The organism is Ruegeria sp. C11 (genome assembly GCF_056537725.1).
The window spans coordinates 184,013-208,647 of record NZ_JBQFSB010000007.1; the positions used below are offsets into that span (position 1 = coordinate 184,013).

The 24,635-nt window shown below is 58.4% G+C and carries 31 protein-coding genes; 21 read left to right on the forward strand and 10 right to left on the reverse strand.

Annotation, left to right across the window (positions count from 1 at the left end; genetic code table 11):
- Positions 1 to 32 precede the first annotated feature (32 nt).
- Both ACR0NA_RS14475 and ACR0NA_RS14480 read left to right on the forward strand, forming a co-directional pair.
- Positions 33 to 911 (forward strand): LysR family transcriptional regulator, encoded by an 879-nt coding sequence (locus tag ACR0NA_RS14475; RefSeq protein ID WP_480729923.1) that lies wholly within the window; start codon positions 33 to 35, stop codon positions 909 to 911.
- On the forward strand, positions 908 to 1,810 hold the full coding sequence (locus tag ACR0NA_RS14480) for a DMT family transporter (protein WP_480729925.1): 903 nt from the start codon (positions 908 to 910) through the stop codon (positions 1,808 to 1,810). The genes ACR0NA_RS14475 and ACR0NA_RS14480 overlap by 4 nt, the downstream gene beginning before the upstream one ends.
- Positions 1,811 to 1,813: 3 nt before the next feature.
- Here the strand turns inward: ACR0NA_RS14480 and ACR0NA_RS14485 are convergent, their stop codons facing one another.
- Positions 1,814 to 2,161 carry an ArsR/SmtB family transcription factor gene (locus ACR0NA_RS14485; protein ID WP_480451930.1) on the reverse strand — a complete coding sequence of 116 codons (348 nt, stop codon included), beginning with the start codon at positions 2,159 to 2,161 and terminating at the stop codon, positions 1,814 to 1,816.
- 10 nt (positions 2,162 to 2,171) lie between these two features.
- Positions 2,172 to 2,585, reverse strand: a complete 414-nt coding sequence (locus tag ACR0NA_RS14490) for an NUDIX hydrolase (RefSeq protein ID WP_480729929.1) — start codon at positions 2,583 to 2,585, stop codon at positions 2,172 to 2,174.
- Positions 2,586 to 2,860: 275 nt separating this feature from the next.
- On the opposite strand from ACR0NA_RS14490, the gene ACR0NA_RS14495 reads away from it, so the two are divergent.
- The 6 genes from ACR0NA_RS14495 to ACR0NA_RS14520 all read left to right on the forward strand — a co-directional run bounded on the left by ACR0NA_RS14495 (position 2,861) and on the right by ACR0NA_RS14520 (position 6,472).
- Positions 2,861 to 3,193 (forward strand): AtpZ/AtpI family protein, encoded by a 333-nt coding sequence (locus ACR0NA_RS14495; RefSeq protein WP_480451933.1) that lies wholly within the window; start codon positions 2,861 to 2,863, stop codon positions 3,191 to 3,193.
- Between the two features lie 2 nt (positions 3,194 to 3,195).
- The gene (locus tag ACR0NA_RS14500; RefSeq protein ID WP_170654070.1) at positions 3,196 to 3,951 is read left to right on the forward strand and encodes a F0F1 ATP synthase subunit A; all 756 of its coding nucleotides are present in this window, start codon (positions 3,196 to 3,198) and stop codon (positions 3,949 to 3,951) included.
- Between the two features lie 48 nt (positions 3,952 to 3,999).
- The gene (locus ACR0NA_RS14505) at positions 4,000 to 4,224 is read left to right on the forward strand and encodes a F0F1 ATP synthase subunit C (RefSeq protein WP_005981269.1); all 225 of its coding nucleotides are present in this window, start codon (positions 4,000 to 4,002) and stop codon (positions 4,222 to 4,224) included.
- Positions 4,225 to 4,310: 86 nt separating this feature from the next.
- Positions 4,311 to 4,862: a F0F1 ATP synthase subunit B' gene (locus tag ACR0NA_RS14510; RefSeq protein ID WP_170654068.1), complete on the forward strand. Its 552-nt coding sequence runs from the start codon at positions 4,311 to 4,313 to the stop codon at positions 4,860 to 4,862.
- 5 nt (positions 4,863 to 4,867) lie between these two features.
- The gene (locus tag ACR0NA_RS14515; RefSeq protein ID WP_170654066.1) at positions 4,868 to 5,428 is read left to right on the forward strand and encodes a F0F1 ATP synthase subunit B; all 561 of its coding nucleotides are present in this window, start codon (positions 4,868 to 4,870) and stop codon (positions 5,426 to 5,428) included.
- A gap of 183 nt (positions 5,429 to 5,611) precedes the next feature.
- Positions 5,612 to 6,472, forward strand: a complete 861-nt coding sequence (locus ACR0NA_RS14520) for a glycosyltransferase family 2 protein (protein WP_480729932.1) — start codon at positions 5,612 to 5,614, stop codon at positions 6,470 to 6,472.
- A gap of 9 nt (positions 6,473 to 6,481) precedes the next feature.
- On the opposite strand, the gene ACR0NA_RS14525 is transcribed toward ACR0NA_RS14520, so the two are convergent.
- Complete coding sequence (locus tag ACR0NA_RS14525; protein WP_480729935.1) at positions 6,482 to 7,252, reverse strand: FadR/GntR family transcriptional regulator; 771 nt, start codon at positions 7,250 to 7,252, stop codon at positions 6,482 to 6,484.
- A gap of 158 nt (positions 7,253 to 7,410) precedes the next feature.
- Here ACR0NA_RS14525 and ACR0NA_RS14530 point away from each other — a divergent pair, with 158 nt between their 5' ends.
- From ACR0NA_RS14530 to ACR0NA_RS14545, 4 genes are all read left to right on the forward strand, one after another.
- A complete protein-coding gene (locus ACR0NA_RS14530; protein ID WP_480729937.1) occupies positions 7,411 to 8,637 on the forward strand; it encodes an aminotransferase-like domain-containing protein in 1,227 nt (408 codons plus the stop codon).
- A 23-nt stretch (positions 8,638 to 8,660) separates the two neighbouring features.
- A complete protein-coding gene (locus ACR0NA_RS14535) occupies positions 8,661 to 9,068 on the forward strand; it encodes a hypothetical protein (RefSeq protein ID WP_480729940.1) in 408 nt (135 codons plus the stop codon).
- Between the two features lie 140 nt (positions 9,069 to 9,208).
- Positions 9,209 to 12,664 carry a chromosome segregation SMC family protein gene (locus ACR0NA_RS14540; RefSeq protein ID WP_480730057.1) on the forward strand — a complete coding sequence of 1,152 codons (3,456 nt, stop codon included), beginning with the start codon at positions 9,209 to 9,211 and terminating at the stop codon, positions 12,662 to 12,664.
- 53 nt (positions 12,665 to 12,717) lie between these two features.
- The gene (locus ACR0NA_RS14545; RefSeq protein ID WP_480729942.1) at positions 12,718 to 13,083 is read left to right on the forward strand and encodes a hypothetical protein; all 366 of its coding nucleotides are present in this window, start codon (positions 12,718 to 12,720) and stop codon (positions 13,081 to 13,083) included.
- Positions 13,084 to 13,110: 27 nt separating this feature from the next.
- Here ACR0NA_RS14545 and ACR0NA_RS14550 read toward each other — a convergent pair whose 3' ends face one another.
- From ACR0NA_RS14550 to ACR0NA_RS14565, 4 genes are read right to left on the reverse strand one after another with little or no spacing between them, the layout of a single operon-like run.
- Complete coding sequence (locus ACR0NA_RS14550; protein WP_480729944.1) at positions 13,111 to 13,806, reverse strand: hypothetical protein; 696 nt, start codon at positions 13,804 to 13,806, stop codon at positions 13,111 to 13,113.
- 47 nt (positions 13,807 to 13,853) lie between these two features.
- On the reverse strand, positions 13,854 to 15,020 hold the full coding sequence (locus ACR0NA_RS14555) for a lytic murein transglycosylase (RefSeq protein ID WP_480729946.1): 1,167 nt from the start codon (positions 15,018 to 15,020) through the stop codon (positions 13,854 to 13,856).
- Between the two features lie 24 nt (positions 15,021 to 15,044).
- Positions 15,045 to 15,965, reverse strand: a complete 921-nt coding sequence (gene cbiB, locus ACR0NA_RS14560; protein ID WP_480729948.1) for an adenosylcobinamide-phosphate synthase CbiB — start codon at positions 15,963 to 15,965, stop codon at positions 15,045 to 15,047.
- Positions 15,962 to 16,927, reverse strand: coding sequence for a threonine-phosphate decarboxylase (locus ACR0NA_RS14565; protein ID WP_480729950.1), 966 nt, complete (start codon positions 16,925 to 16,927; stop codon positions 15,962 to 15,964). Before ACR0NA_RS14565 ends, cbiB begins: the two co-directional genes overlap by 4 nt.
- Positions 16,928 to 17,109: 182 nt before the next feature.
- Between ACR0NA_RS14565 and ACR0NA_RS14570 the strand changes: the two genes are divergently transcribed.
- Positions 17,110 to 17,472: a response regulator gene (locus ACR0NA_RS14570; RefSeq protein WP_170654047.1), complete on the forward strand. Its 363-nt coding sequence runs from the start codon at positions 17,110 to 17,112 to the stop codon at positions 17,470 to 17,472.
- Here the strand turns inward: ACR0NA_RS14570 and ACR0NA_RS14575 are convergent.
- Complete coding sequence (locus tag ACR0NA_RS14575; RefSeq protein ID WP_480729954.1) at positions 17,454 to 18,443, reverse strand: glutathione S-transferase family protein; 990 nt, start codon at positions 18,441 to 18,443, stop codon at positions 17,454 to 17,456. The two genes, ACR0NA_RS14570 and ACR0NA_RS14575, sit on opposite strands and share 19 nt — an antisense overlap.
- A 212-nt stretch (positions 18,444 to 18,655) precedes the next feature.
- On the opposite strand from ACR0NA_RS14575, the gene ACR0NA_RS14580 reads away from it, so the two are divergent.
- On the forward strand, positions 18,656 to 19,009 hold the full coding sequence (locus ACR0NA_RS14580) for a hypothetical protein (RefSeq protein ID WP_170654043.1): 354 nt from the start codon (positions 18,656 to 18,658) through the stop codon (positions 19,007 to 19,009).
- Positions 19,010 to 19,013: 4 nt separating this feature from the next.
- Here the strand turns inward: ACR0NA_RS14580 and ACR0NA_RS14585 are convergent, their stop codons facing one another.
- Together ACR0NA_RS14585 and ACR0NA_RS14590 are read right to left on the reverse strand one after the other, a co-directional pair.
- Positions 19,014 to 19,541 (reverse strand): L,D-transpeptidase family protein, encoded by a 528-nt coding sequence (locus tag ACR0NA_RS14585; RefSeq protein WP_480729956.1) that lies wholly within the window; start codon positions 19,539 to 19,541, stop codon positions 19,014 to 19,016.
- A gap of 5 nt (positions 19,542 to 19,546) precedes the next feature.
- Positions 19,547 to 20,719, reverse strand: a complete 1,173-nt coding sequence (locus ACR0NA_RS14590; protein ID WP_480729959.1) for a MalY/PatB family protein — start codon at positions 20,717 to 20,719, stop codon at positions 19,547 to 19,549.
- A 94-nt stretch (positions 20,720 to 20,813) separates the two neighbouring features.
- Between ACR0NA_RS14590 and def (ACR0NA_RS14595) the strand changes: the two genes are divergently transcribed.
- The 7 genes from def (ACR0NA_RS14595) to speB all read left to right on the forward strand — a co-directional run bounded on the left by def (ACR0NA_RS14595) (position 20,814) and on the right by speB (position 24,620).
- Positions 20,814 to 21,332 (forward strand): peptide deformylase, encoded by a 519-nt coding sequence (gene def / locus ACR0NA_RS14595; RefSeq protein ID WP_480729962.1) that lies wholly within the window; start codon positions 20,814 to 20,816, stop codon positions 21,330 to 21,332.
- Entirely contained in the window at positions 21,329 to 21,826 is a 498-nt protein-coding gene (def, locus tag ACR0NA_RS14600) for a peptide deformylase (protein WP_480729964.1), read from the forward strand. Before def (ACR0NA_RS14595) ends, def (ACR0NA_RS14600) begins: the two co-directional genes overlap by 4 nt.
- A complete protein-coding gene (gene def, locus ACR0NA_RS14605; RefSeq protein WP_170654033.1) occupies positions 21,823 to 22,317 on the forward strand; it encodes a peptide deformylase in 495 nt (164 codons plus the stop codon). The genes def (ACR0NA_RS14600) and def (ACR0NA_RS14605) overlap by 4 nt, the downstream gene beginning before the upstream one ends.
- A 22-nt stretch (positions 22,318 to 22,339) precedes the next feature.
- Positions 22,340 to 23,245, forward strand: a complete 906-nt coding sequence (fmt, locus tag ACR0NA_RS14610; RefSeq protein ID WP_480729967.1) for a methionyl-tRNA formyltransferase — start codon at positions 22,340 to 22,342, stop codon at positions 23,243 to 23,245.
- Positions 23,246 to 23,260: 15 nt separating this feature from the next.
- Positions 23,261 to 23,497, forward strand: coding sequence for a hypothetical protein (locus tag ACR0NA_RS14615; protein WP_170654029.1), 237 nt, complete (start codon positions 23,261 to 23,263; stop codon positions 23,495 to 23,497).
- Position 23,498: 1 nt separating this feature from the next.
- A complete protein-coding gene (locus ACR0NA_RS14620; protein WP_480729969.1) occupies positions 23,499 to 23,735 on the forward strand; it encodes a GlsB/YeaQ/YmgE family stress response membrane protein in 237 nt (78 codons plus the stop codon).
- Positions 23,736 to 23,798: 63 nt separating this feature from the next.
- Positions 23,799 to 24,620: an agmatinase gene (gene speB / locus ACR0NA_RS14625; RefSeq protein ID WP_480729971.1), complete on the forward strand. Its 822-nt coding sequence runs from the start codon at positions 23,799 to 23,801 to the stop codon at positions 24,618 to 24,620.
- Positions 24,621 to 24,635: the final 15 nt, after the last annotated feature.

The following is a 24,635-nucleotide window of genomic DNA, read 5'->3' on the forward strand; positions in this document are numbered from 1 at the left end:
ATTGTTGGAATTTGCACAACGGTGACATTCACATGGACAACTGGGACGAAGTAAGGACGGCATATCAGGTTGCCCGAATGGGTACTGTCAGCGGCGCCGCCGAAGTTCTGGGTGTGCACCACGCCACAGTGATCCGCCATATCGACGCGATCGAAATGCGGCTGGGGGTCAAATTGTTCCAGCGCCACGCCCGGGGCTACACGCCGACTGAGGCGGGAGAGGACCTCTTGCGTGTTGCGCAGGCAACTGAGGATCAGTTCAATCAACTGGTCGGGCGTATGAAAGGCCGTGGCGATGACGTATCCGGCGAATTGGTCGTAACATCGCTGGCGTCAGTGGCACCGCTGGTTGTGCCCACATTGAGTGAGTTCCAGCGCATGCATCCCGATCTGATCGTGCGTTACCTGACCGGGGACCGGTTGTTCCGGCTGGAATACGGTGAGGCGCATGTTGCCATTCGGGCCGGTGCGGCACCGGATCAGCCGGACAACGTGGTCCAGCCATTCGTCGCGCAGGAAGTCGGACTATACGCCAGCAAGGAATATGTCGCCCGCCATGGCAAGCCAAAGGGCGTCGATGACTTTGCCAATCACCTCTTCGTCGGCAATGACGATGAAAATAGTCGTGCGCCTTTTGCCCAGTGGTTGCGTGCAAACGCGCCGTCCGAGGCCATTACGTTCCGGTGTACCAACAACTTTACGATGCGCGAAGCGGTGCTGGCGGGGGCCGGTATCGGGTTTATGGCGCGATGGGAAGCGGCGCGTCAGCCCGAGCTTACAGAGGTCATGGAGCCCTTGCCCGAATGGTCGGGCAAGCTGTGGCTGGTTACACATGTGGATTTGCATCGAACCACCAAAGTTCAAGCCTTTCTCAAGTACCTAAAAGAACAATCGCGGGACTGGCTGCCGTGAGTCCTCAGGCCCGCGGCCATCTGGCCATGCTTACATTTTCGGCGTTGGTGGCGGGAAGCTTTTCGCTTGGCTCCATGATCGCAAATGAGATTGCGCCCGCTGCGTTGAACGCGGCAAGATTTGCCCTCGCGGCGGTTGTGATCGGCGTGGCGGCTTTGGCTACGACTGGATTGCCCAAAAGTGCCGCGCAGGCACCGTGGCGGTATTTTGTTTTGGGGGGTCTGTTTGCCACCTATTTTGTGCTGATGTTCGAGGGGCTCAAGACCGCGCCGCCGGTCAGTGCGGCGGCCGTTTTCACCCTTACCCCCGTGATGTCGGCCGTTGCGGGTTGGGTGCTGCTCAGGCAGATCACCACCTGGCACATGGCGACTGCGCTGACGATCGGGGCGATCGGCGCGTTATGGGTGATTTTTCGGGCTGACTGGCAGGCTTTCCACGCGTTCGAGATTGGTGTGGGTGAGATCGTCTATTTCTGGGGCTGTGCCGCGCACGCGATCTATACGCCGATGGTGCGCAAGCTGAACCGGGGTGAACCCGCGGTCGTGTTCACCTTTGGGACCTTGCTGGCGGGGTGTCTGGTCCTGACTGTGTTCGGCTGGTCCGATATTCTGGACACCGATTGGGCGAACCTGCCGATGATCGTCTGGATCGGGCTGATCTATGTGGCGGTTTTCGCAAGCGCCGCAACCTTCGTGCTGCTGCAATACGCAACTCTTTGCCTGCCGTCAGCCAAGGTCATGGCCTATACTTATCTGACGCCCAGTTGGGTCATTCTCTGGGAGATTGCGCTTGGCAACGGTGCGCCGACAGGGTTCGTACTGATCGGAATTGCCCTGACAATCGTTGCGCTGCTTATGCTTCTCAAGCCCGAGGAAACGCAGCGCGCCAACGCGCACTGACGTTCACTTGGATGCTTCGGTCTCGTCGCCGCTTGGCAGTTCCACCGCCAGAAATCGCTCGAACGCGTCCAGATTGACGGGTTCGAATTGGCCAAAGCCTTGCATCCAGATGGACGCTGCACGCATCGCGTCCGGCTCCAGCTTGCACCACTTCACTCGCCCGCGCTTTTCCTGAGAAATCAGCCCCGCCTTGGTCAGAATGACCAGGTGCTTCGAGATGGCGGCCAGTGACATATCGAACGGCTCGGCCACATCTGTCACAGCCATATCATCCTCCAGCAGCATCGCCAGAATGGCGCGTCTGGTTGGATCGGCAAGGGCGGCGAAGACGGTATCGAGATCATTGGACATCATCAGCACATTAATCGTCGGCACACGCGTTGGAAAGGCGAGTGAACAGCGCCGGGTATTCGTTTAGGGCAAGATCCGGCAGCGCGGACGCCTGTGAAAATGGAAACCATCCTAACTCGGTGTGCTCGTGGTTACATATTGATGGACTGCCAACCCAGTCGTCGACAATGTAATAATGGTAGTTGGGCGGGGACGCAGGGTTGATCGCCTGATCTTTCAACGTCGTGAAATAGCGTCCCCGTTGTGGGTTAATGCCGATTTCCTCACCTAGTTCGCGCCTCAGGGTATCTTCGAGTGTTTCCCCATCTTCGACCTTTCCGCCAATCACATCCCATTTGTTGGGATAGGTTTTCCGATACGGCGCGCGACGGCCCAGCAGCACACATCCATTCTTGATTATCAAAGCGCAGGCATAGTCAGCCATGTCAGGTCTCCGGCCCGGAAATGTTTTTGCCGAGGAAACCTCATACTGCGGCAGCCGCAAGTGGAAACTTGAAAATCAACCATTTGGTTGAATATGCAGAATCCATGCATTTGGTCGTGCTGGCCGGAAGGCTTGGAATTTTGCGCGTAGAGCCTCAGGGTTAAAACGACTTAAAATCAACTGTTTGACCTGCGTCAATTCGGTTGTGCAACGGCGTTGACTCTGCGCCCCATGCCCCTTAGCACCCTACCCAAGACTGTACGAGGGAAACGCCCGTGACCGATGATGACCAAAAGCAGCGTATGGCGCAGCTGGAGGCCAAGATCGAAGCGGCGAAAAAGGCGAAAGAGCCGAAGCCTCGTGCGGATGCTGACGTGTCCGGGGGCGAGCTTGCCTGGAGGATGGTCATCGAAATGGTATCCGGTCTGGGGATCGGATTTGGCATCGGATACGGGCTGGACAGCCTGTTCGGGACGATCCCGATCTTTCTGGTGCTATTCACATTGCTGGGCCTTGTCGCGGGCGTGAAGGTTATGCTCCGCAGCGCGAAAGAGGTCCAAGAGAAACAAACGGCGGCTCAGGCCACCGATAAGGACGAGAGGGACTGAACGTGGCGACTGAGACCACCGCAGCAGAAGGCAGCAGCCTGGTTTTCCACCCGATGGATCAGTTTATCGTCAAGCCGCTGTTCGGCGGTGAGATGGCTTGGTACACGCCGACCAACGTGACCCTGTGGCTGTTCCTGGCGATTGCCGCAATCTTTGGCCTGCTGGTTCTCAGCACCTCAAAGCGCGCCATCGTGCCGACCCGCATGCAGTCGATTGCCGAACTGGCTTATGGCTTCATCTACAAGATGCTCGAAGACATCTGCGGGAAAGAGGGCGTCAAGTTCTTTCCGTATGTCATGACCCTCTTCATGTTCATCGTGACGGCGAACTTCCTGGGTCTGATCCCGACCTCGTTCACCACAACCTCGCACTTTGCGGTCACCATTCCGCTGGCTCTGGCCGTGTTCCTGACCGTGACCGTTCTGGGTTTCGTCAAGAACGGTGCCGGGTTCCTGGGCCTGTTCTGGGTCTCCAGCGCGCCGCTGGCGCTGCGCCCGATCCTGGCAATCATCGAACTGATCTCGTACTTCGTGCGTCCAGTCAGCCACTCCATTCGTCTTGCCGGTAACGTCATGGCAGGCCACGCGGTTATCAAGGTTTTCGCAGGCTTCGCCGCGATCTCGGTGATCTCGCCCGTGTCCGTTCTGGCGATCACCGCTATGTATGGTCTTGAGGTCCTGGTGGCCTTCATTCAGGCCTACGTATTCACCATTCTGACCTGTGTTTACCTGAAAGATGCGCTGCATCCTTCGCACTAAGGTCCGATACCCCAACATCGAAACTTCCAATTCGTAAGGAGATACATCATGGAAGGCGATCTCGCACACATCGGCGCAGGCCTGGCAGCAATCGGTTCCGGCGCAGCCGCAATCGGGGTGGGCAACGTTGCAGGCAACTTCCTGGCCGGCGCCCTGCGCAACCCTTCGGCGGCTGCTTCGCAGACCGCAACCCTGTTCATCGGTATCGCATTCGCAGAAGCCCTGGGGATCTTCGCATTCCTGGTCTCGCTGCTGCTGATGTTCGCCGTCTAATCTGCGGAACCTGATCCTTACGCGCAGGTGGGCCCAAGCCATAGCGGCCCACCTGTTGTAAAGACAACGTTCCGACGGAGGACATCATGGCGACTGAACCCATTTCAGAAGAAGTAGTTGGCTCGTGCGTCGACTCGCATGGCTCTGCCATTGGGATGCCGCAGCTCTGCTTCGATTGGTTCCCCAACCAGATTTTCTGGCTGGTCATTACGCTGGTCGTCATCTTTCTGGTCCTGTCCCGCGTGGCTCTGCCCCGCATCGCGGCAATCCTGGCTGAACGTCAGGGGACCATTACAAATGACCTGGCTGCGGCCGAAGATCTGAAGGCCAAAGCGGTCGAGGCCGAAGAGGCCTATAACAAGGCGCTGGCCGATGCCCGTTCTGAGGCACAGCGTATCGCTGCCGAAGCACGCGCCGAAATCCAGTCTGGACTGGATGATGCGATTGCCAAGGCGGATGCGGAAATCGCTGCAAAAGCGGCTGAATCGGAAAAGGCAATTGCCGAAATCCGTGCCGGTGCGCTGGAAAGCATTCAAGTAGTTGCCAAGGATACGGCGGCTGAACTGGTCACCGCACTGGGCGGCGAGGCGGATGCCGACGCTATCTCCGGTGCCGTCGAAGCGCAGATGAAAGGATAAGTGATATGCGGAATACTCTTGCCCTTATCCTGACCGTTGGCGCGGCCAGCCCGGCACTTGCCGCAAGCGGCCCGTTCTTCTCGCTTGGCAACACAGATTTTGTGGTCCTGCTGGGCTTTATCGTGTTCATCGCGGTTCTGTTCTATTTCAAGGTTCCGGGCATGATCGGCGGGGCTTTGGACAACCGCGCCGAAGGCATCAAGGCCGAGCTGGACGAAGCACGCGCCCTGCACGAAGAAGCCCGTGGCCTGCTGGCCTCGTATGAGCGCAAGCAGCGCGAAGTTCAGGATCAGGCTCAGGCCATCGTGGCCGCTGCCAAGGATGACGCGGTTCTTGCTGCCGAACAGGCCAAAGCCGATCTGGAACGGTCGATTGCCCGTCGTCTGGCCGCTGCCGAAGATCAGATTGCCTCGGCTGAGGCGTCTGCTGTGAAGGAAGTTCGCGATCAGGCTGCCAACGTGGCCGTGTCCGCAGCCAATGCTGTTCTCAAGAAACAGATGACTGCTGCGCAAGCCAACAAGCTGATCGATGCGGCTATTGCTGACGTTGGTGCCAAACTGCACTAACCGAGAATAATGCTTCAACCCGGCAGAAATTGCCGGGTTGAAACGTCTATTTGATCACCTCTGAACTTAGAGTGTGATCCGCAAGAAAAGCACGTTTGTGCTGTTTTGCTTTCAACCGATTAATTTTCGGCACATGCTTTACCCGGTGACGCCGGTGACTGACGGATTTGTTGAGAACGTTAAATGAAAAACCTACCAGTCATCAGTTTAGTGATTCCGAACCTGAACTGCGCGGAGTTTCTGGAACGTACAATCATGTCCGTACTCGCGCAGAATTATCCCCGACTGGAACTGATCATGTCCGACGGTGGCAGCACGGATGGTTCCATGGAAATCGTCAACCGCTATCGGGACGCCTTTGCACATGTAATATCTGCTCCAGATACCGGTCAGGCCAATGCGGTGAACAACGGCTTTGCGGTGGCAACCGGTGATGTCATGGGGTGGATCAATTCGGACGACATCCTCATGCCGGGTGGGCTTGATCTTGTCGGCTCTTTGTTTGCCGCCAATGACGATATGGAATGGTTGTCGGGCAGGGTCACCTGCATCGACGAGGAAGATCAGCAACTCAGCAATCACAGACCAAGAGTCGTTTCACACTTGCGGTTTCTGGCTGGTGATTATCAATGGATTCAGCAGGAATCCACTTTTTGGCGAAAAGACCTGTGGCAGCGCGCGGGTGGTGGCCTTGATGAGTCTCTGAAGCTGGCGGTGGACGGAGAGCTCTGGCTTCGGTTTTCCCGACATGCCGATATGATTCCTGTCCATGCCCAGATCGGTGCGTTTCGATACCGCAAGGGGCAACGCTCCGAAGCTCAGGACGCCTATCACTCCGAACTGTTGCACATGATCGAGCTGGAGCGGCAGAAAACCGAAGTCACAGATGAATTGACCAGGAAAATTCTGAGTACTCCTTTGAAACTCAGATCACGGAAAGAGACCAATAGCACTTTTCCCGAATTGCTGAAGTCTGATCCCAAGCCGCTTAAGCGATTGCAGCTTTGGAAACACAAACTGTTGCATGGTACGCGGAAAACCTGACCCGCTTCCCTAGTTCTGGCGGGTTTCATGCTCCAGCCGTTGCTGCGCAATAGCCTCGTTCTTGATTGCCTTCAGATGGTCGGCCATGCAGCGTTCAACAAAATTCAGATGTTCTTCGACCGCAGTTCTTGCTCCAACCGCATCGCGCGACTGCAGGGCGGTGTTGATCGCCTGATGCTGTAGAAGGATCGCGTTTCGTGTCGTGCGTTGGTGAAACATGATCTGCCTGTTGTAGAATACACCCTGCCGCAACAGATCGAACATCGAGCGCATCATGTGCAGCATCACGACGTTATGGCTGGCTTCGATTATCGCCATATGAAACTGGGCGTCCAGATGTGCCTCTTCATCGGTTGCCTGCCGGGAATGGGCACTTTCCATTTTGGTGAAAATGGTCTGGATCACCTGCAGATCACTGTCCGATCCCAACCGCGCCGCGCGTTCCGCTGCCAACCCCTCCATATCGCGGCGAAACGAGAGATAGTCGAACATGGCCTCGTCATGACTGCTGAACAGCCGGATCAACGCCGGAGAAAACGCAGACCCCAGAACTTCGGCCACGTAAATGCCCGAACCGGCCCTGGCGGCCAGCAGCCCCTGTTCTTGCAGCTCGGAAATTGCTTCACGCAGGGATGGTCGTGAAACACCCAGCCGCTCCGCCAATTCGCGCTCGGATGGCAGCCGCTCACCCGGCCGCAAAATACCGCGCAATATCAATAGCTCGATCTGGCGGATCACCGCGGTGGACAATTTTTCGGGTTGGACTTTCTGGAAAGGCATTTGTGCATTCGTTCAGATTGGTCAAATCATATGACCACGTATCCGGAATGGCTGCAAGATGGCCGGGTTGCGCAGAAAGGTTGAAACAAAAGGTCAGCAATATTGACATTAATGCACTTCTGCCTAGGCTGCTTCGTCAGGCAGCCAGAGGAGTAGCCATGTCGTTGGATCAGCTATTTGCAACGCGCGCATCGCGTATGAAGGCATCTGAAATCCGGGAGCTGCTCAAGCTGTTGGATCAGCCGGGGATCATTTCATTTGCAGGAGGGATCCCCGATCCCAATCTGTTTCCGGCCGAGGACTTTAGCAAAGCATTCACGCATGTTTTGGATCCGGCGCACCAATCCCAGGCCTTGCAATATTCGATAAGCGAAGGATACCACCCGCTGCGGCGCTGGATCGTTTCCGAAATGAAAAAGATTGGGGTGCCATGTGATGTCGACAATGTCCTGATAACCTCCGGGTCCCAGCAGGCGCTGGACTATCTGGGCAAGCTTTTTCTGACCGCTGGGGATACCGCGCTGGTGGGATGGCCGACCTATCTGGGCGCATTATCCGCATTTAACGCATATGAGCCCCGATTTGACCAACTGAGCGTGAACGGCAACCGGGATGCCGCCGAATATCAGGCTGCGGCAAAAGCGGAAGGAGGCAGGGTCAAATTCGCCTATCTCTCGGCCGATTTTGCCAACCCGACGGGGGAGACAGTAGATCGCCGCGGGCGTGAATACCTTTTGGATCTGGTGGATGAACTGGACTGTGCCTTGATTGAGGATGCTGCCTATCAGGCCCTGCGGTTTGATGGTGAAGATGTGCCACCCATTCTGGCGCTTGAGATCGAACGCAAAGGGTCGATTGAACATTGCCGCACGATCTATTGCGGGAGCTTCTCCAAAACGTTGTCTCCGGGGCTGCGGGTCGGATGGGTTGTTGCTGCGAAACCGGTTATCGCGCAGATGGTGCTGTTGAAGCAGGCCGCCGATCTGCATTCATCAACAGTCAACCAGATGGCCATTTTTGAAGTCGCCGACCGTTGTTTCCAAGACCACGTTCCAAAACTGCGCGCGGCCTATCGGCAGCGAAGGGATGCGATGTTGTCCGCCCTGTCTGAACACATGCCCGATGGTGTGCAATGGACCAGACCCGAGGGTGGCATGTTCATCTGGCTTACACTTCCTGCGGGGTGTGACGGCGCAGCACTTTTGGCGCGTGCGCTTGAGTCAGTGGGGGTCGCGTTTGTTCCCGGACAAGCGTTCTTTGCCGATGGGTCCGGTGCCAACACGGTTCGCCTGAGCTTTTCGTGCTCGGACGTGCCGACCATTCACGAAGGCATCAGACGGCTGGGCGAAGTTCTTGTACACGAACAGGACGAAAGGACCTGTTAACCAAATCCTGCCAAAGCTTGCGCATGGTGCGTGTTCTCCTTTTTCTTTTTCTGGCGGCCTGTTCTGCTGCAACGCCCGAGTTCAGGGGGGTACCTGCAACCCGGGTTGCTGTGAATGGCAGTGTGTTTGACGTGCGCGTGCGTGGCCATCTGGCCGAGGCCGTGCGCGTCAACACGCAATATGCGCCCCGACTGGGGCCAATCCGGGAGAGGGCGGCGCTTGCAATGGCGCAGGTGTCCGGGTGTCCGGTGCTGGATGTATTGGGGGATGCGGCGGTAACGACCGGAGTGTTGGGATGTGATCGCGCCGCCGGGGAAAGGCTGTTGCTGACCGCGATATCCGTACCGAATTACGAATGCATCGATTACGGCATTTTTGAAAACGGGGATCGCGATACCGGTTATCAGGTATTCGAGTGCTCGCCTTATTGAAAAGGGCGGGTTTGGCGCCTCATGTGGCAAGATATTGTGGATAACTCGCCTTGTTGGGCCATATCCTGCGCATCCACGTTGACTCGACCCCCATCCATTGCGCAGACTTCAAGGCCATAGGAATCACGGATGGCAGCCTTTTGCGGTTTTCCAAACTCAGACTGACCGGCTTCAAAAGCTTTGTTGACCCGACCGACCTGATTATTGCGGACGGGCTGACCGGAGTCGTCGGTCCAAATGGCTGCGGCAAGTCCAACCTTCTTGAGGCTCTGCGCTGGGTTATGGGTGAAAACCGCCCCAAGGCGATGCGTGGCGGCGGCATGGAAGACGTGATTTTCGCCGGTGCCGCTAGCCGACCGGCCCGCAACTTTGCCGAAGTGATGCTGACACTGGACAATTCCGAGAGGCTGGCACCCTCGGGGTTCAATGAAAGCGACCAGCTTGAGATCGTGCGCCGGATCACACGCGATGTGGGCAGTGCTTATAAAACGAATGGCAAGGACGTTCGGGCGCGCGACGTTCAGATGCTGTTCGCTGACGCGTCGACTGGTGCACATTCACCCGCTCTGGTCCGGCAGGGGCAGATTGCCGAACTGATCAACGCCAAGCCCAAGGCCCGCAGGCGCATTCTGGAAGAGGCGGCGGGTATCTCGGGCCTGTATCAGCGGCGGCACGAGGCCGAGCTGAAACTGAAGGGCACCGAAACGAACCTGACCCGCGTGGATGATGTGTTGGAGCAGTTGGGTGCTCAGCTGGCGCAACTGGCGCGTCAGGCACGGCAGGCGGCCCGTTATCGCGAGATTGGTGAGCAACTGCGCAACGCCGAGGGCATGTTGCTTTATCGCCGCTGGAAAGAGGCGGATATCGCCCGCCTGCAAGCCGAGGACAAGCTGCGCGAGCGGACAACCGAAGCATCGCGGGCCGAGGTTGAGGCCAGACAGGCCTCGACACAAAGAACGAAACTGGAAGAGGCCCTGCCGCCCCTGCGCGAGGAAGAGGCGATTGCGGCAGCAGTCCTTCAGCGCCTGCAGGTTCAGCGGGACGCGATGAACGATCAGGAAAGTCGTGCCCGCCAGACCATCGAAACCCTGACGGCACGAATTCAGCAGCTTGGCCGCGATATAGATCGTGAAACCGGCCTGAACCGCGACGCGGACGAGATGATCGAGCGGTTGGAATGGGAAGCGCGCGAACTAGCCAAGGCGGCGGAAGGCCACGGGGACAAACTGTCCGAAGCTGCCGAAATTGCACACGAAGCCGCTGCTGTCCTGCAGGAGCGCGAACAGCACCTGTCGCAAGAGACCGAGGATATGGCGCGGCTGGTTGCCCGCCACCAATCCGCTCAGCGTCTGGTCGAAGACAGCCGCAAGACACTGGCTCGTTCGGAAGGTGAAGAGGAAAAAGCCCGTGCGGCTGTGGACGAGGCCCGTGCCGCGGTGACCCGCGCAAGCGAAGGCTTCGAAACAGCGCAGGAGGCCGAGGAAGAGGCTCGTGAAGCGGCTGAAGCCGCCGAGGAAGCTCTGGCTGCTGCCGACGAGTTGCGCAATGACACCCAGGCGCGCGAGGCTGAAGCCCGTGCCAAGCGGTCCGAGGCCGAAGGTGAGCTGGGGGCGATCCGGGCCGAGACCACTGCATTGTCCAAGCTCGTCGAGCGTGACACGGCCGAGGGCGGGCAGGTTCTTGATCTGCTGCGGGTCGAACCGGGGTTTGAAAAGGCGCTTGGCGCTGCTCTGGCCGATGATCTGCGGGCACCTCTGGTCGAAGGCGACGGTCCGTCGGGATGGACGCAGGTTCCGGCCTATGACGCCGATCAGCCCCTGCCGGACGATGTACAGCCACTGGCGTTGCATGTCTCGGGTCCCGATCGGCTGAGCCGCAGAATTGCCCAGATCGGGCTTGTCGATGCCGATTTGGGTGCCCGTCTGCAGCAGCAGTTGAAACCTGGCCAGCGCCTTGTTTCCCGTTCGGGTGATTTGTGGCGGTGGGATGGTTTCAGGGCCTGGGCCGAGGATGCGCCCAGTGCTGCCGCATTGCGGCTGGAACAGTTGAACAAGCTGGAAGCGCTTAAACAGGAATTGACGCGGATCGAGGCACAGGCCGAAGGCGCGCGCGCTGCGCACGAGGCCCTGTCGCAGCAATTGGCGGATGTGACCGAAGCGGACCGCCGGGCGCGCGAGGCGCGTCGGACGGCCGATCAGCGCATGGCCGAGACGGCACGTGCGCTCAGCCGGGCCGAGGCGGACAGAAACCTTGCGCAGGGCAAGCTGGAAACGCTGACACTGGCAGTCGACCGTCACAAGGATGATGCGATGTCGGCGCGCATTCAGGTGCGCGAAGCCGAAAGTGCGCTTGCAGGGCTGGGCGACCTCGACAGTGCACGCGCGCATGTAGAGGACATCAAGCATACCGTCGAGGCCGCGCGGATCACCATGTTGACCCACCGGTCGAGCCATGACGAATTGCGGCGCGAAGGTGAGGCGCGGACACGGCGCGCGCAGGAGGTGACAAAGGACCTCAGTGGCTGGCGTCACCGTCTGGAAACAGCGGGCAAACGGATCGCGGAACTGTCAGAACGCAAGACCGGTTCCGAAGAGGAACTGACCGAGGCCATGGCGGCACCTGCCGAGATTGCCGAGGCGCGTGAGGAACTGAGCGAGCAGATCGAAACCGCCGAAGCTCGCCGTTCCGAAGCAGCGGACCGGCTGGCCGAAGCTGAAACGCATCACCGAGAAGCGGTTGTGGCGGAACGCGATGCCGAGCGTCTGGCCTCGGAGATGCGCGAGGCGCGAGCTGCTGCCGAAGCCCGGTGCGAAGCCGCGCGGGAAAGTGTCGTCGCCGCCGCAGAGCGGATCGCCGAGGATCAGCAACTGACGCCCAATCAGCTGCTGAACCAGCTTGATGTCGATCCTGACCGGATGCCTGCGGCCGATGCCCTTGAGGCCGAGGTCAACCGCCACAAGCGCCAGCGTGATGCGATGGGCGCGGTGAACCTGCGGGCCGAAGAAGACGCCAAAGAGGTTCAGGAGGAATTCGACGCGCTGAACTCCGAAAAAGCGGATCTTGAAGAAGCGGTCAAAGCCCTGCGCAGCGGTATCGCCAGCCTCAACCGCGAAGGGCGCGAGCGTTTGTTGACCGCCTTCGAACAAGTGAATTCCAACTTCGCCATGCTGTTCAAGCACCTCTTTGGCGGTGGTGAGGCCAATCTGGTCATGGTCGAGAGCGATGATCCGCTGGATGCGGGGCTGGAGATCATGTGCCAGCCGCCGGGCAAGAAACTGTCGACGCTCAGCCTGTTGTCGGGTGGTGAGCAGACGCTGACCGCCATGGCGCTGATCTTCGCCGTATTCCTTGCAAACCCCGCGCCGATCTGTGTGCTGGACGAGGTTGATGCGCCTCTGGATGATGCCAACGTGACTCGGTTCTGCGATCTTTTGGACGAGATGTGCCGTCAGACTGACACACGCTTCCTGATCATTACTCACCATGCGGTAACCATGGCCCGGATGGACCGTCTGTTTGGCGTGACGATGCAGGAACAGGGCGTCAGTCAGCTTGTTTCGGTTGATCTGAAAAAGGCCGAGGCTATGGTCGCCTGACCCCTCACTGCAAAGTGACACCTGTCGCGCGGCGGTCCGGGCTAGGGTGAGGCATGAACCGAATTCTGCTGATATTCGCGACTGTCATGTGGGCAGCACCTTTGGGTGCCGGGGAATGGCCCCTACGACAAGGCGACGTTCCGCTAAGCTCAGATGAACTGGATGCTCTGGCTGGGCAAACCCTGACCTTTTATGACGACGGACAGTCGCGATATTCGGCTGGTGGAGCATATTCCTATACCTACTCCGCCGCAAATGGTGGCGGAACCGCCTATGGCACTTATCACGTCGCCAGTGACGGCAGTGTGTGTACGGATTTTCGCAATGGATTCAGCCGATGCGACCTGTATGTGCGCAGTGGCGATCGTCTGGTTCTGATCGACGAGAAAGGGGATCGCTATCCGGTGAGACCGGAGTAGCTTTTGCAACTTCCGATTCAGTCCCCGTCAATTCAGATCGACTTCAAAGCTGTCGAGCAAATTAGCCGCAGATGACATGAACTGTGATACGTCCTCAGGGAATAACTCGATTTCTGCGGACGCGAAATAGACGTAGCTACCGCGTTTCCACTGACAACGATATTGACCGCCTTCAGGTAAACAGATCTCGGCGGGGGCGTCTCCGCCTTTGCCGAAATTATAGTCGGATGCTTTTCCGAAGGTGATTTCGTTGCCCTGAATTTCATACTTTGGGGTCAACTCTGGCCCGGAAACTCTTACAAGGAAGTAGGATCCGCCTCGTTCTTCTTGACCATTGTAGGGTCCATATTCCCACGGGATTTCATGTGGTTGATCCATGACCCAATAACGCTGTTTGTATCCACTTTCTATGCGAGGAATGAGCGGTAGCAAGCTCCCGAACGCCAAAGCAGATAGCCCAAGATAGTACACTTTGCGTGAAAGCGGTCGTTTCGAAAGCCACAGCAGCAACATGGAAACGGTGGTTAGAATTGGAATGAGTATGGCTGATTGCTTGATGGGAAATATCAAATCCCCACGTACTGACATCGGATGATAGAACGCGCCGACTGAGTAACCAATGTACATGTAACCGGTCCACAACATTGATAACACCGCAAACAGCCAAAAATAAATTGGTCTAAAACGCATTAGAAATCCAATTTCCTTGTAACGGATTTTCAAAGTCGTGTGGGTTCAGGCGCTTGTCAAATCTCGTGATTTTGTTTCCCTCACAACTGCTCTAGTAGTCTCACTGTTGGCCATGCATCTGCCGGAAGTCCAAGCCGTGCCTGCTCTGCCTGAACGGCGGCGCGGGTTCCGGCCCCGAGGATACCGTCGATCTTGCCAACATCGTAACCCCGGGACTGCAGTTTCGACTGCAGCTGTTTCATCTGCGAACCGGACAGGCCCGGCTCGGCTGCGCCTGCATCATAGATTGGCGCACCCTCCAGACGAGTTGCGAAATAGGCGGCAGTCAGCACATAGACAAAGCTCTGGTTCCATTCGAAATAGACGTCGAAATTCGGATAGGCGAGGAAAGCGGGGCCTTTGTGCCCCTGCGGTATAATCAGTGACGCTTGCATATTGCTGGGCAGCGAACTGTTCCGCGTCGTCACGCCCATGGCCTGCCATTCGGACACAGGGCGCGGTTTCCCGGGACCGGAGATTGACCAGTCCATCTGCGCAGGCACAGACACCTCCTGCAGCCACGGCTGACCGGGTTGCCAGCCCAGATGCGACAGCATTTTTGCCCCCGACAGCAACGCATCGGGTGCCGAGGTTTTTAGTGAAACGGTCCCGTCACCATCACCATCCACACCGTTTTCCAATATGTCGCGGGGCAGCATCTGAACCATGCCGATTTCCCCAGCCCAGGCACCGGTTGTGCGGGCGGGGTCAAAGTTGCCCTGCTTATACAGTTCGATTGCAGCAAAGATCTGCGGCCGGAACAGTTCAGGACGGCGGCAGTCATGTGCCAGCGTCACCAAAGCGTTCCGCGTGTTGAAATCACCCTGAAACGCGCCATAGTCCGTCTCAAATGCCCAGAAGGCCAGCAAAACGCCGCGCGACACGCCGTATTCGGCCTCGATCCGGTCAAAGACGGCATCATATTTCCGGGCCATCGCCTGCCCGCGATCAATGCGGTTTTTTGAGATCAGGTGGCGAGAAAAATCGATGAACGGTTTCTGAAAAACCCCCTGCGCCCGATCGGCTTTCAGAACCTTCGCATCCTGCTGTGTGCCCTTGAAGAACGCATTGACCGTTGCTTTGTCAAAACCTTGACCGACAGCTTCGGATTTCAGTCCTTTGACAAACTGATTAAATCCACCGCCGCATTGCGCAAGGGCAGGTGAGGACAGCAGGGCAAGGGCAAAAATGCCGGAAAGAAAACGCATGGTCTGGGTGATCCGTGTTGAACGTCAAAAGACAAGGCTGATGACAAACCACACTGACACGACGCCAAGCGCAAGCCCCCAAACCTTCCACAGCATCCCGGATGTGCGGAAAACCTCGTATGCACCAATCTCTTTGCGCGCATTTCCGTTCACCCAGGCCAGATCCCGCACCTGACCGTAATAGCTGCGTGGCCCGGCAAGTGCGACGTTCAGGGCCCGTGCCATCGCGGCTTCGGGCCAACCGGCATTCGGTGAGATATGGCGCCTCGCATCGGCTACGATGTTAGGCCAATTGTTCCATTGGCCGGACAGGGTAACGATCATCAGACAGGTCAACCGGGCAGGGACAAGGTTCAGCAGGTCGTCCAGTCTGGCCGAGGCCCAGCCGAATTCCAGGTATTTCTCATTGCGGTAGCCGATCATGCTGTCAGCGGTATTGATGGCCTTGTAAATCAGCAACCCGGGCAGCCCGGCGATCAGGAACCAGAACGCTGGTGCGATCACCCCGTCGCTGAGGTTTTCGGCGGCGCTTTCTATGGCGGATCGGGCAACCTGTGCCTGCGTCATGCCGGACGTATCGCGCGAGACGATCCGTGCAACCATGTCGCGGCCTTCGGGCAGCGACTGGCGCAGCGCATCGCCCACGTCGCGCACATGTTTCACCAGTGATTTCTGGGCAAGCAGAATGGCACAGATGATGATTTCGGCCACGGGTCCAAGCCGCGCAAGTAACGAGCCCAGGATGAGCCCGCCCGCTACCAGCAGGATCACCACTGCAACCCCTCTGAGGCGCCTGTTCGACCCGTGGTTCAACTGTTTGTCCAGCCATCCGATTACGTCACCGATCAGCACCGCGGGATGCCTGAGGCGCGACCACAACCAATCCGGTTCGCCCAGGGCTGCATCCAGGCACATGGCTATGGCCAGCAAGAGGGCCGTGCTCACAGCGCTTTCTCCAGCCGCGCCCACCCGTGGGTCGGCGGCAGGCCAAGGCGGAGGAATGTTTGCGAATAGGGGAAGATGCGGCTCCAGATGTGCGCTTTGGCCAGCCGCGTTTGCCACTCGATTGCTGACTCAACTTCGTACAACCGGAACAAGGTCGTTCCACCTACCGGCTTTGCCCTTTTGTCGATCATCAGGGCATCCAGCCGCGCTGCATCCCGTGCCAACCGCGCTCGGGTGGCGTCGGCCCAACCAGTGTCTGATAACGCGCGGGCGCCAACCCGCAATGCCGGTCCCGATACCGCCCACGGTCCGGTCAAATCGTTCAGCCGGGCAATCATGTCAGGACGGGCAATGGCAAATCCCAGCCGCAACCCGGCCAGCCCCCAGAACTTGCCAAAGCTTTTCAGAACAACCGTTCCAGGGCGTTCGGCCAGATGGATCAGTGAAGCATCAGGGGTGACGTCGCAAAAGCTTTCGTCGATTACCGTCAGGGGGGCCGCGGCATCAGCCTCGGTCCAGATGCGCCCGTCGGGGTTGTTGGGGTGAACCAGAACGCGGGCCTCGGCGGGGCCGGTATTCTGAACCTGCCAACCCTGTGCGGTGAATGCGGCGGCATGTTCATTGTATGTCGGCGGGGTTATTTCGACGCTGCCGAGTGCCGCCAATGCCGGAATACGCGCGATAAGGGCCGATGCGCCGGGGGCCGGCAGAATCGCAGCGCCATCGGGAACGCGCCAGAACCGGCGCGCAGCCTCTGCGAGTGTTTCGAATGCACCGTGATCGGGCAATTCCGCCCAGTCGGAATGGGTTAGGTCCGCGACATCATAGGGATGCGGATTGATACCTGTGGACAGGTCGATCCAATCGGACCGCACACCGCCGAACGCCTTCATCGCCCTGTCCAGGCCACCACCATGGTCGCGTCGGGCGCGGGGGTCTGTATCTTGGTCGTGATTGCTCATTCGAATTCTCAGTCAACGGCACCGGTGTTTCGCCTGCTTCAAGCGGATTTTCGCCGTCCGCACAAGCAAATCCGCGTGAGCAGGGTCACCAAAGAGCGACATTAACACTTTGTTAAGGAATTGGCGGGATGACCGATCATGGGGACGGTACCACTCATGCACGAGTACCGAGGTTGTTGCAAATGAAAGTTATGATTGTTGAGAGTAACCCCGAACTTGGTCGGGTCTGGCAAAGGCACCTTGAAAGGCAGGGCGCCGAGGTGACGCTTGTCGAGACGCAGGAGGCGGCCATTCTGGCCCTATACGGAACCGCCTTTGACATCATTGTTCTGGATCTGGTTCTAGAGGCTGGCAGCGCGCTGGCCGTTGCGGATTTCGCCAGTTACCGCCGACCAGAGGCGCGGGTGATTTTCGTCACCAACACGACCTTTTTCTCGGACGGATCCATCTTTGCCCACAGTCCAAATGCCTGCGCCTATGTGCAAAGCGGTACGCCGCCAGAGGATCTGGCGGCGATGGTCGAACACTATGCAGCAGGTCGATGATCACGCCTGTGTGGTGCGTGATAGTCGATCTCTGGGTTTATCGGAATGATGCGGTGCGGATTGATGCTGTCGTGGCTGTAGTGATAGTGCCTGACGATGTGGTTCATGTTCACCGTCGATGCCACACCCGGCCACTGATACAGCTCACGGGTATAGGCCCAGAGGTTCGGATAGTCGATCAGCCGCTTTCGGTTGCATTTGAAATGCAGGTGATAGACCGGGTCGAACCGGATCAGGGTTGTGAACAGACGCCAGTCTGCCTCGGTCAGTCGGTCCCCCATCAGATAGCGGTTTGACGACAGCCGATCCTCGAGCCAGTCCAAAGTGTCGAACAGCGGGTGCACCGCCGCATCATAAGCTTCCTGCGTGGTCGCAAAGCCGCATTTGTAGACGCCGTTGTTCACGGTTGAATAGATGCGCGCATTTACGTCTTCTATCTCATCCCGGATTGACGCGGGCCAGAAGTCGTCCGAATTGCCCGTGATGCCATCAAAAGCCGAATTGAACATGCGGATGATTTCCGAACTTTCGTTGGAAACGATGGTCTCTTTCTGCTTGTCCCACAAAATCGGAACGGTCACGCGGCCCGAAAAAAGAGGGTCAGCCTTGGTATAGATCTGATGCGCCCGCTCGAAGCCATGCAGCGGATCGCCGGTGGCGCCATGATCATCGGTTTCAAACGACCAGCCATCGGACAGCATGTCGGGATGCACGACGGAAACGGTAACGTAATCTGTAAGCCCCTTGAGTTCGCGGAAAATCAACGTCCGATGGGCCCATGGGCAGGCATAGCTGACATACAAATGGTACCGGCCCGACTCGGCCTTGAAACCACCGCTTCCGGACGGTCCTGGTGTACCATCCGCTGTGATCCAGTTGCGAAACTGGGCCTCGGAGCGCTTGAAGGCGCCCCCGGTGGATTTCGTGTCGTACCACGTGTCGTGCCACTTTCCTTCGACAAGCAGGCCCATACCGTAATCTCCTTGTTTCGGTTCAGTACGAAGATAATGCGCCAGCGCAATGTGTCCTACATCGCCCGCCGCGCATGTGACCTGCAAAATCGCACAGCGAAGCGGGAATTCCCGGTAGCTCAGATGCACAATGTTTAGAAAAGAACTGCTGAGTTTATTTGTTTTTTACAATTTCTGGCGCACACTGATACTGAGCCGAGGGGAGTGCGTTTATGAGTACCTATGTTTCAAAGGAAATGCGCGACGAACTGGATGCCGCGCGAATCGCCACGCTGAAGAAATCCAGCCGCCTTCGGGTGGAGTTGGGCGACAATCACTTCAAAATCCTGCGGTTGTGGAAAGACGGCTTCGCGGTCGAAGCGGCGTCGACACCGCGTTTGCGGGGGCTGGTCGACATCTATGATGGCGCGAACCATCTGTATCAATGCCTGATCGTCGCGGACGAAGAAGAAGCGGGCGAGATGCGCTATGAATTCAAGCGCAGCACGGTGGCAGCGGACAAGGCCCCACTGGATTTCTATCGCTCACCGGATGCACCAGTTGCCCTGTTGGGCTCTGACGGCTGACGGATCAAGGGCGAATTTCGACAACTGTCCCGTTGGCGGCAAGGCTCCACAGTCGGGCCATTTCCGCATTTGAGATGGCAATGCAGCCAGCCGTCCAGTCGCCCGGAAGGGTAAAGCCGACAATGGCATTTGGCTGCCCGTGAATGAAGATGTCCCCGCCGGGGTCAATGCCCTGTTTCGCGGCGCGTTCAGAATCTTCAGGCTTTGGATAATCGATACCCAGTGATAAGTGATAGGCGCTTTGTGGATTGCGCCGGTCGATGGTGAAGATGCCTTCAGGCGTTTTGCCATCGCCTTCCCGGGCCTTGTCACCTTGCGGAGAAAACCCAAGCGCGATGTCGGCCTGCATGACCACTGCGCCACCAAGCGTCGCTGTCAGCCGCCGGTCTGATTTTTCAATCAGGATGTGATCGACCCTTTGTGCTTCTGGTGCCAACGGCGGGGCTGGCGGTCGAGGCCGGTATTGATGCCAGCCGATCCAGGCGGCACCTACCGCCAGGACCAACAAGCAAAGAACCAAACCGCGCCGCATTGACGTTATTGCAGATCGGCGAATGCGGCACGCAGCCGGGCGCAGGCTTCGTCAACCTGCGCGCCTTGAGTTGCCAAATTGAACCGCTGGAAGGTTTCGCCGCCGGTTCCAAATCCGGGTCCGGGTGAGGTGGCGATCTTCGCGTCCTCGCGCAGCCGTCGGACGATTTCTTCCATTTCCATCCCGGTGCGTGAAAAGTCGACCCATGCCAGATAGGTCGATTGCAGGGGCATCGACCACAATCCGGGAATGGCCGCGATCGTATCGTCAAAGCGGCGCCGGTTCCCATCCAGATGCGCAACCTGCGTATCAACCCATTCAGCACCCTCGGGGCTGTAGGCCGCGGTAATCATCGAAACGCCCAGAGAGCTGGGTGAATAGTCCAGCGTATTCAGCCGGTGACGCATGGCCGCCCGCAGGGTCGGGTCGGGGATAATCATGTTGCCGGTGCGCTGCCCGGCGATATTGAACGTTTTTGACGCCGCCGTCAGCGTAACTGTCCACGGGCGCGCATCAGGCGCGGCAACATCCATCGGGACAAAGGTGTTCCCGGGATAGATCAGGTCATGGTGAATTTCGTCAGATACCAGTATCAGCCCGTTTCGCTCGGCAAATGCTGCGACCGCGCGCAACTCGTCCGGTGTCCAGATGCGGCCCGAAGGATTCTGAGGCGAACACCAAAGCAGCAGCTTTTCAGAGCCATCCAGACGCGACTGGGCGTCGTCCAGATCCAGCGCATAGGTGTCGCCGTCCCGTACCAGCGGACACTCGACCAATTTTCGGCCAGACTTGTTCACCTTATGGGCAAACTCATGATAAACCGGCGAAAAGATCACCACGCCATCGCCCGGCTCACTCCAGACATCCAGGGCCAGTGCAATGGCATTGCCCAATCCCTGCGTTGTCAGCACCCAATCTGTGTCGATCGACCAGCCATGGCGGTTCTTCATCCACCACTGTACGGCCTGCAGATATTGGGGGTGTTCCCACGAGTATCCAAATACCCCGTGCTCGGCGGCCTTGCGGACGGTTTCGATCACGCAAGGCGCGGTGGCATAATCCGAATCCGCTGTCCACATGGCCAGCCCGTCTTCGGGCGATACGCCGAACAGCTGCTCCATCTTGTCCCATTTGGAACTCTGGGTTCCCCGGCGGTCGATCAGGTCGTTAAAAGTCATGTGCACTCCGTTCTTCGGGCTGAAAGCTAAACGCAAATTGCGCAGGTGCAAGGGGGGCGTTGCGGCTGGGCGCGTGATGACCTAAATCAGCCCCATGAAACGCAATATCCTGATCCATCCCGATCCCCGTCTGAAAAAGGTCTGTGCGCCGGTGGGCGACCTTACCGACGAACTGCGCAAACTGGCCGATGACATGCTGGAAACGATGTACGATGCGCCCGGCATCGGCCTTGCCGCGCCGCAGATCGGTGTGCTAAATCGGCTGATCGTTCTGGATTGCGTCAAGGAAGAAGGCGAAGCACCGCGCCCGCTGGTGATGTTCAACCCCGAGGTCATATCGTCGTCGGATGAAACCAGCGTCTACGAAGAGGGATGCCTGTCAATTCCGGATCAATACGCCGAAGTGACCCGTCCCAAGGTGGTCGAGGTCGCGTGGATGGACCAACACGGCAAAGCGCAGCAAGAGGTGTTCGACGGCCTTTGGGCAACCTGCGTTCAGCACGAAATCGACCATCTGAACGGCAAGTTGTTCATCGACTATCTCAAGCCTCTCAAACGCCAGATGATCACCCGCAAGATGCAGAAACTGAAGCGCGAGCAGGCGCGGGCGTGAGCGTTCTGGAGATTCTCAAGTGGCCCGATCCCCGGCTGTCGCAAAAATGCGAACCGGTTGTGGGTGAAGTGCCCGAGGGTCTGATCCGCAACATGTTCGATACGATGTATGCCGCACCAGGCAGGGGGTTGGCCGCACCGCAGGTCGGTGTGATGCAACGGTTCTTTGTGATGGATTGCGGTTGGAAAGAGGGCACCCCCAGCCCAATGGTCATGATCAACCCGACGATCATGGCAGCGGAACGCGTGCCCTTCGTGATGGAGGAGGGCTGCCTGTCGATCCCCGGCATTCTGATCCCGGTCGAACGACCCAAGGCCATCACCGTGCAATGGACGGCCGCCGAAGGCGACATACACATGGCTGATTTCGACGGGTTCGAGGCGCGTTGCATTCAGCATGAATTCGATCACCTGAACGGGGTCGTGACTTTCGATCATCTGGACCCGGACGCCCGGGCAACAGCCGAGGCTGATTATCTGGAGAACAGACCATGACTGTACGCACCTGTCTTCCCTGGCCTGACAAGCGGTTGCGAACCCAAGCTGATGACGTTGATGAGATCACCGATGACATCCGGGCGATCTGGGACGACATGATCGACACGATGGAGGCGATGCCCGGTGTCGGATTGGCAGCTCCACAGATCGGTGTGATGCTGCGTCTGGCAGTTGTGGACGGTTCGACCGAACGGGGTCGGGCCGTACGCCTGGCAAACCCGGAAATCCTGCACAGTTCGATTGAACTGCGCGAGCATGATGAGGCCAGCCCGAACCTGCCCGGTGTTTCCGCCAAAGTGAAAAGACCCCGAGCTGTCACCGTCCGATACCTGAACGAACAAGGGATGATGGATCGGCGCGATTTTGTGGGCATCGAAGCCACCAGCGTTCAGCATCAGATCGATCACCTGAACGGCAAGATGTACTTTGATCGCCTCAGCAAGGTGAAACGGGATATGCTGCTGCGCAAGGCGCGCAAACAGGGATAACCCGCCATAAAGGAGCACTATCATGCGCGTCGTTTTCATGGGAACGCCCGAGTTTTCGGTTCCGGTACTGGATGCGCTGGTCGATGCCGGGCATGAGATCGCGGCCGTGTACTGTCAGCCGCCCCGCCCAGCTGGACGCGGGAAAAAGGACCGCCCGACTCCGGTTCACGCAAGGGCTGCAGCCTTGGGTCTGGAGATGCGGCATCCGGTGTCGCTGAAGTCCCCGCAGGAACAGCAGGAGTTTTCCGCGCTGCAGGCTGATGTCGCCGTTGTGGTGGCCTATGGCCTGATCCTGCCGCTGTCCATTCTGGATGCGCCAGCGCATGGATGTCTGAATATCCACGCCAGTCTGTTGCCCCGTTGGCGGGGGGCGGCGCCAATCCATCGGGCGATCATGGCAGGTGATGTTGAAACCGGTATCTGCATCATGCAGATGGAGGCCGGGCTGGACACCGGCCCCGTCCTGCTGCGGGATGCCACACCAATCGGCGTAGAAGAAACCACCGATCAGTTACATGACCGGCTGTCGGTCATGGGTGCGAAGCAAATCGTCGAAGCGCTGGGCCGCCTGCACGAACTTACCCCCGAGCCGCAAGCGCAGGATGGCGTGACCTATGCCGCCAAGATCGACAAAGCAGAGGCGCGGGTTGACTGGTCGCGGTCCGCTGCCGAGGTTGATCGTCAGATCCGGGGGCTTTCGCCATTTCCCGGTGCATGGACCGAAATTGAGGGCGAACGCGTCAAACTGCTGGCCTCCCGCCTGTCGGACGGGCAAGGGGCACCGGGCGAGGTTCTCGATGACGCTTTGCGCGTGGCTTGTGGGGATGGGGTTGTGGAGCTGCTGCGCTTGCAAAGGGCAGGCAAAGGCGCGCAGGATAAGCAAAGCTTTTTGCGGGGCTGGCCTGTTGCTGCCGGAACCCGCCTCTAGTCGGAGGGCCGCCGGATGTTCATGATCCTCATGGGCACAGTCGTTATTGCCGGGATCGTCGGATATCTGTCCGAGATCACAGGCTTTACCAAGAACGGCTATCTGCAATCCATCATCATCTGCGTCGGTGGCGCGTTCCTGTTCTATTTCATCCGCATCATGTTCGGAATCGGATTTGGCTCGCCGGGATTGGATGCGGTGCTTTCATCCATCGGTGCACTGATCATCGTGCCGACGCATTGGAGGAAATGAGATGCCCATCGTTGCCCTGATTATCATTGGCGCCGCTGCCGGGTTCCTTGCAACCCGCCTGATGCGAATCGAGGCGGACATCCCGACGACGATGCTGGTCGGGATCGTTGGTGCGCTGGTTGGCGGGCTGATCCTGCGCGCGTTGCTGACCGTTATGGGCTGGCTCTCGGGCTTTGTCGGCGCCGTTCTTGGCGCGCTTCTCGTTCTCTGGCTGTGGCAGAGATATTTTCGCCGCTGAGGCCTTGACCCCCTTCATGATAGAGGGCCAGATCGCCCGAAATCATATTCTGGGGCAACTCATATGCATCATGATCTGAAACCGGGCGATGTCGCCCTGATGGGGGTTCCGCTGGACCTGCATTCGTCGTTCCTGCAGGGCCCGGCCTTTGCTCCGGGTCGCATCCGCGAAGCGCTGCATTCGGGTGCTGCGAACCTAACCGCCGAAGATGGCACCGATCTGGGTGCAACCGATCGGTTTCGGGATACCGGCGATCTTGAAGTATTCGAAATGCGCGGCCAGGAACCGATCGACCGGATCGAGGCCGGTGCAGCGGAACGTTTGTCCAGCGGGGCGCGGTTGTTGTCGCTGGGTGGCGATCATTCAGTTGCCTATCCGCTGATTAAGGCCCATGCCGAACGGTATGAGGGGCTGAACATCCTGCACATCGATTCCCATCCCGACCTCTACGACACGCAGGAAATCGGCCCGCTGGGACATGGTTGCCCTTTTGCGCGGGTGATGGAGAACTGCCCGGTCAAGCGGCTGGTACAGGTCGGCATCCGCACCATGAATACGCATCAGCGCGAACAGGCAGACAAATTCGGGGTCGAGGTGATCGACATGCGCAGCTGGCGCCCGGACCTGCAGATTTCCTTTGATGGCCCGGTCTACCTTTCGCTGGATCTGGATGCGCTTGATCCGGCGTTTGCCCCCGGTGTTTCACATCACGAACCCGGCGGTCTGACGACGCGCGAGGTGATCGACCTGATCCACCGGTTCGGGGGGCAATTGGTCGGGGCTGATATTGTTGAGCTGAACCCGCATCGCGACCCCTATGGCATGACTGCGATGGTGGCGGCGAAATTCGTCAAGGAAATCGGCGCGCGCCTGCTTTCCAACTAATGCCAGCAACCAAAA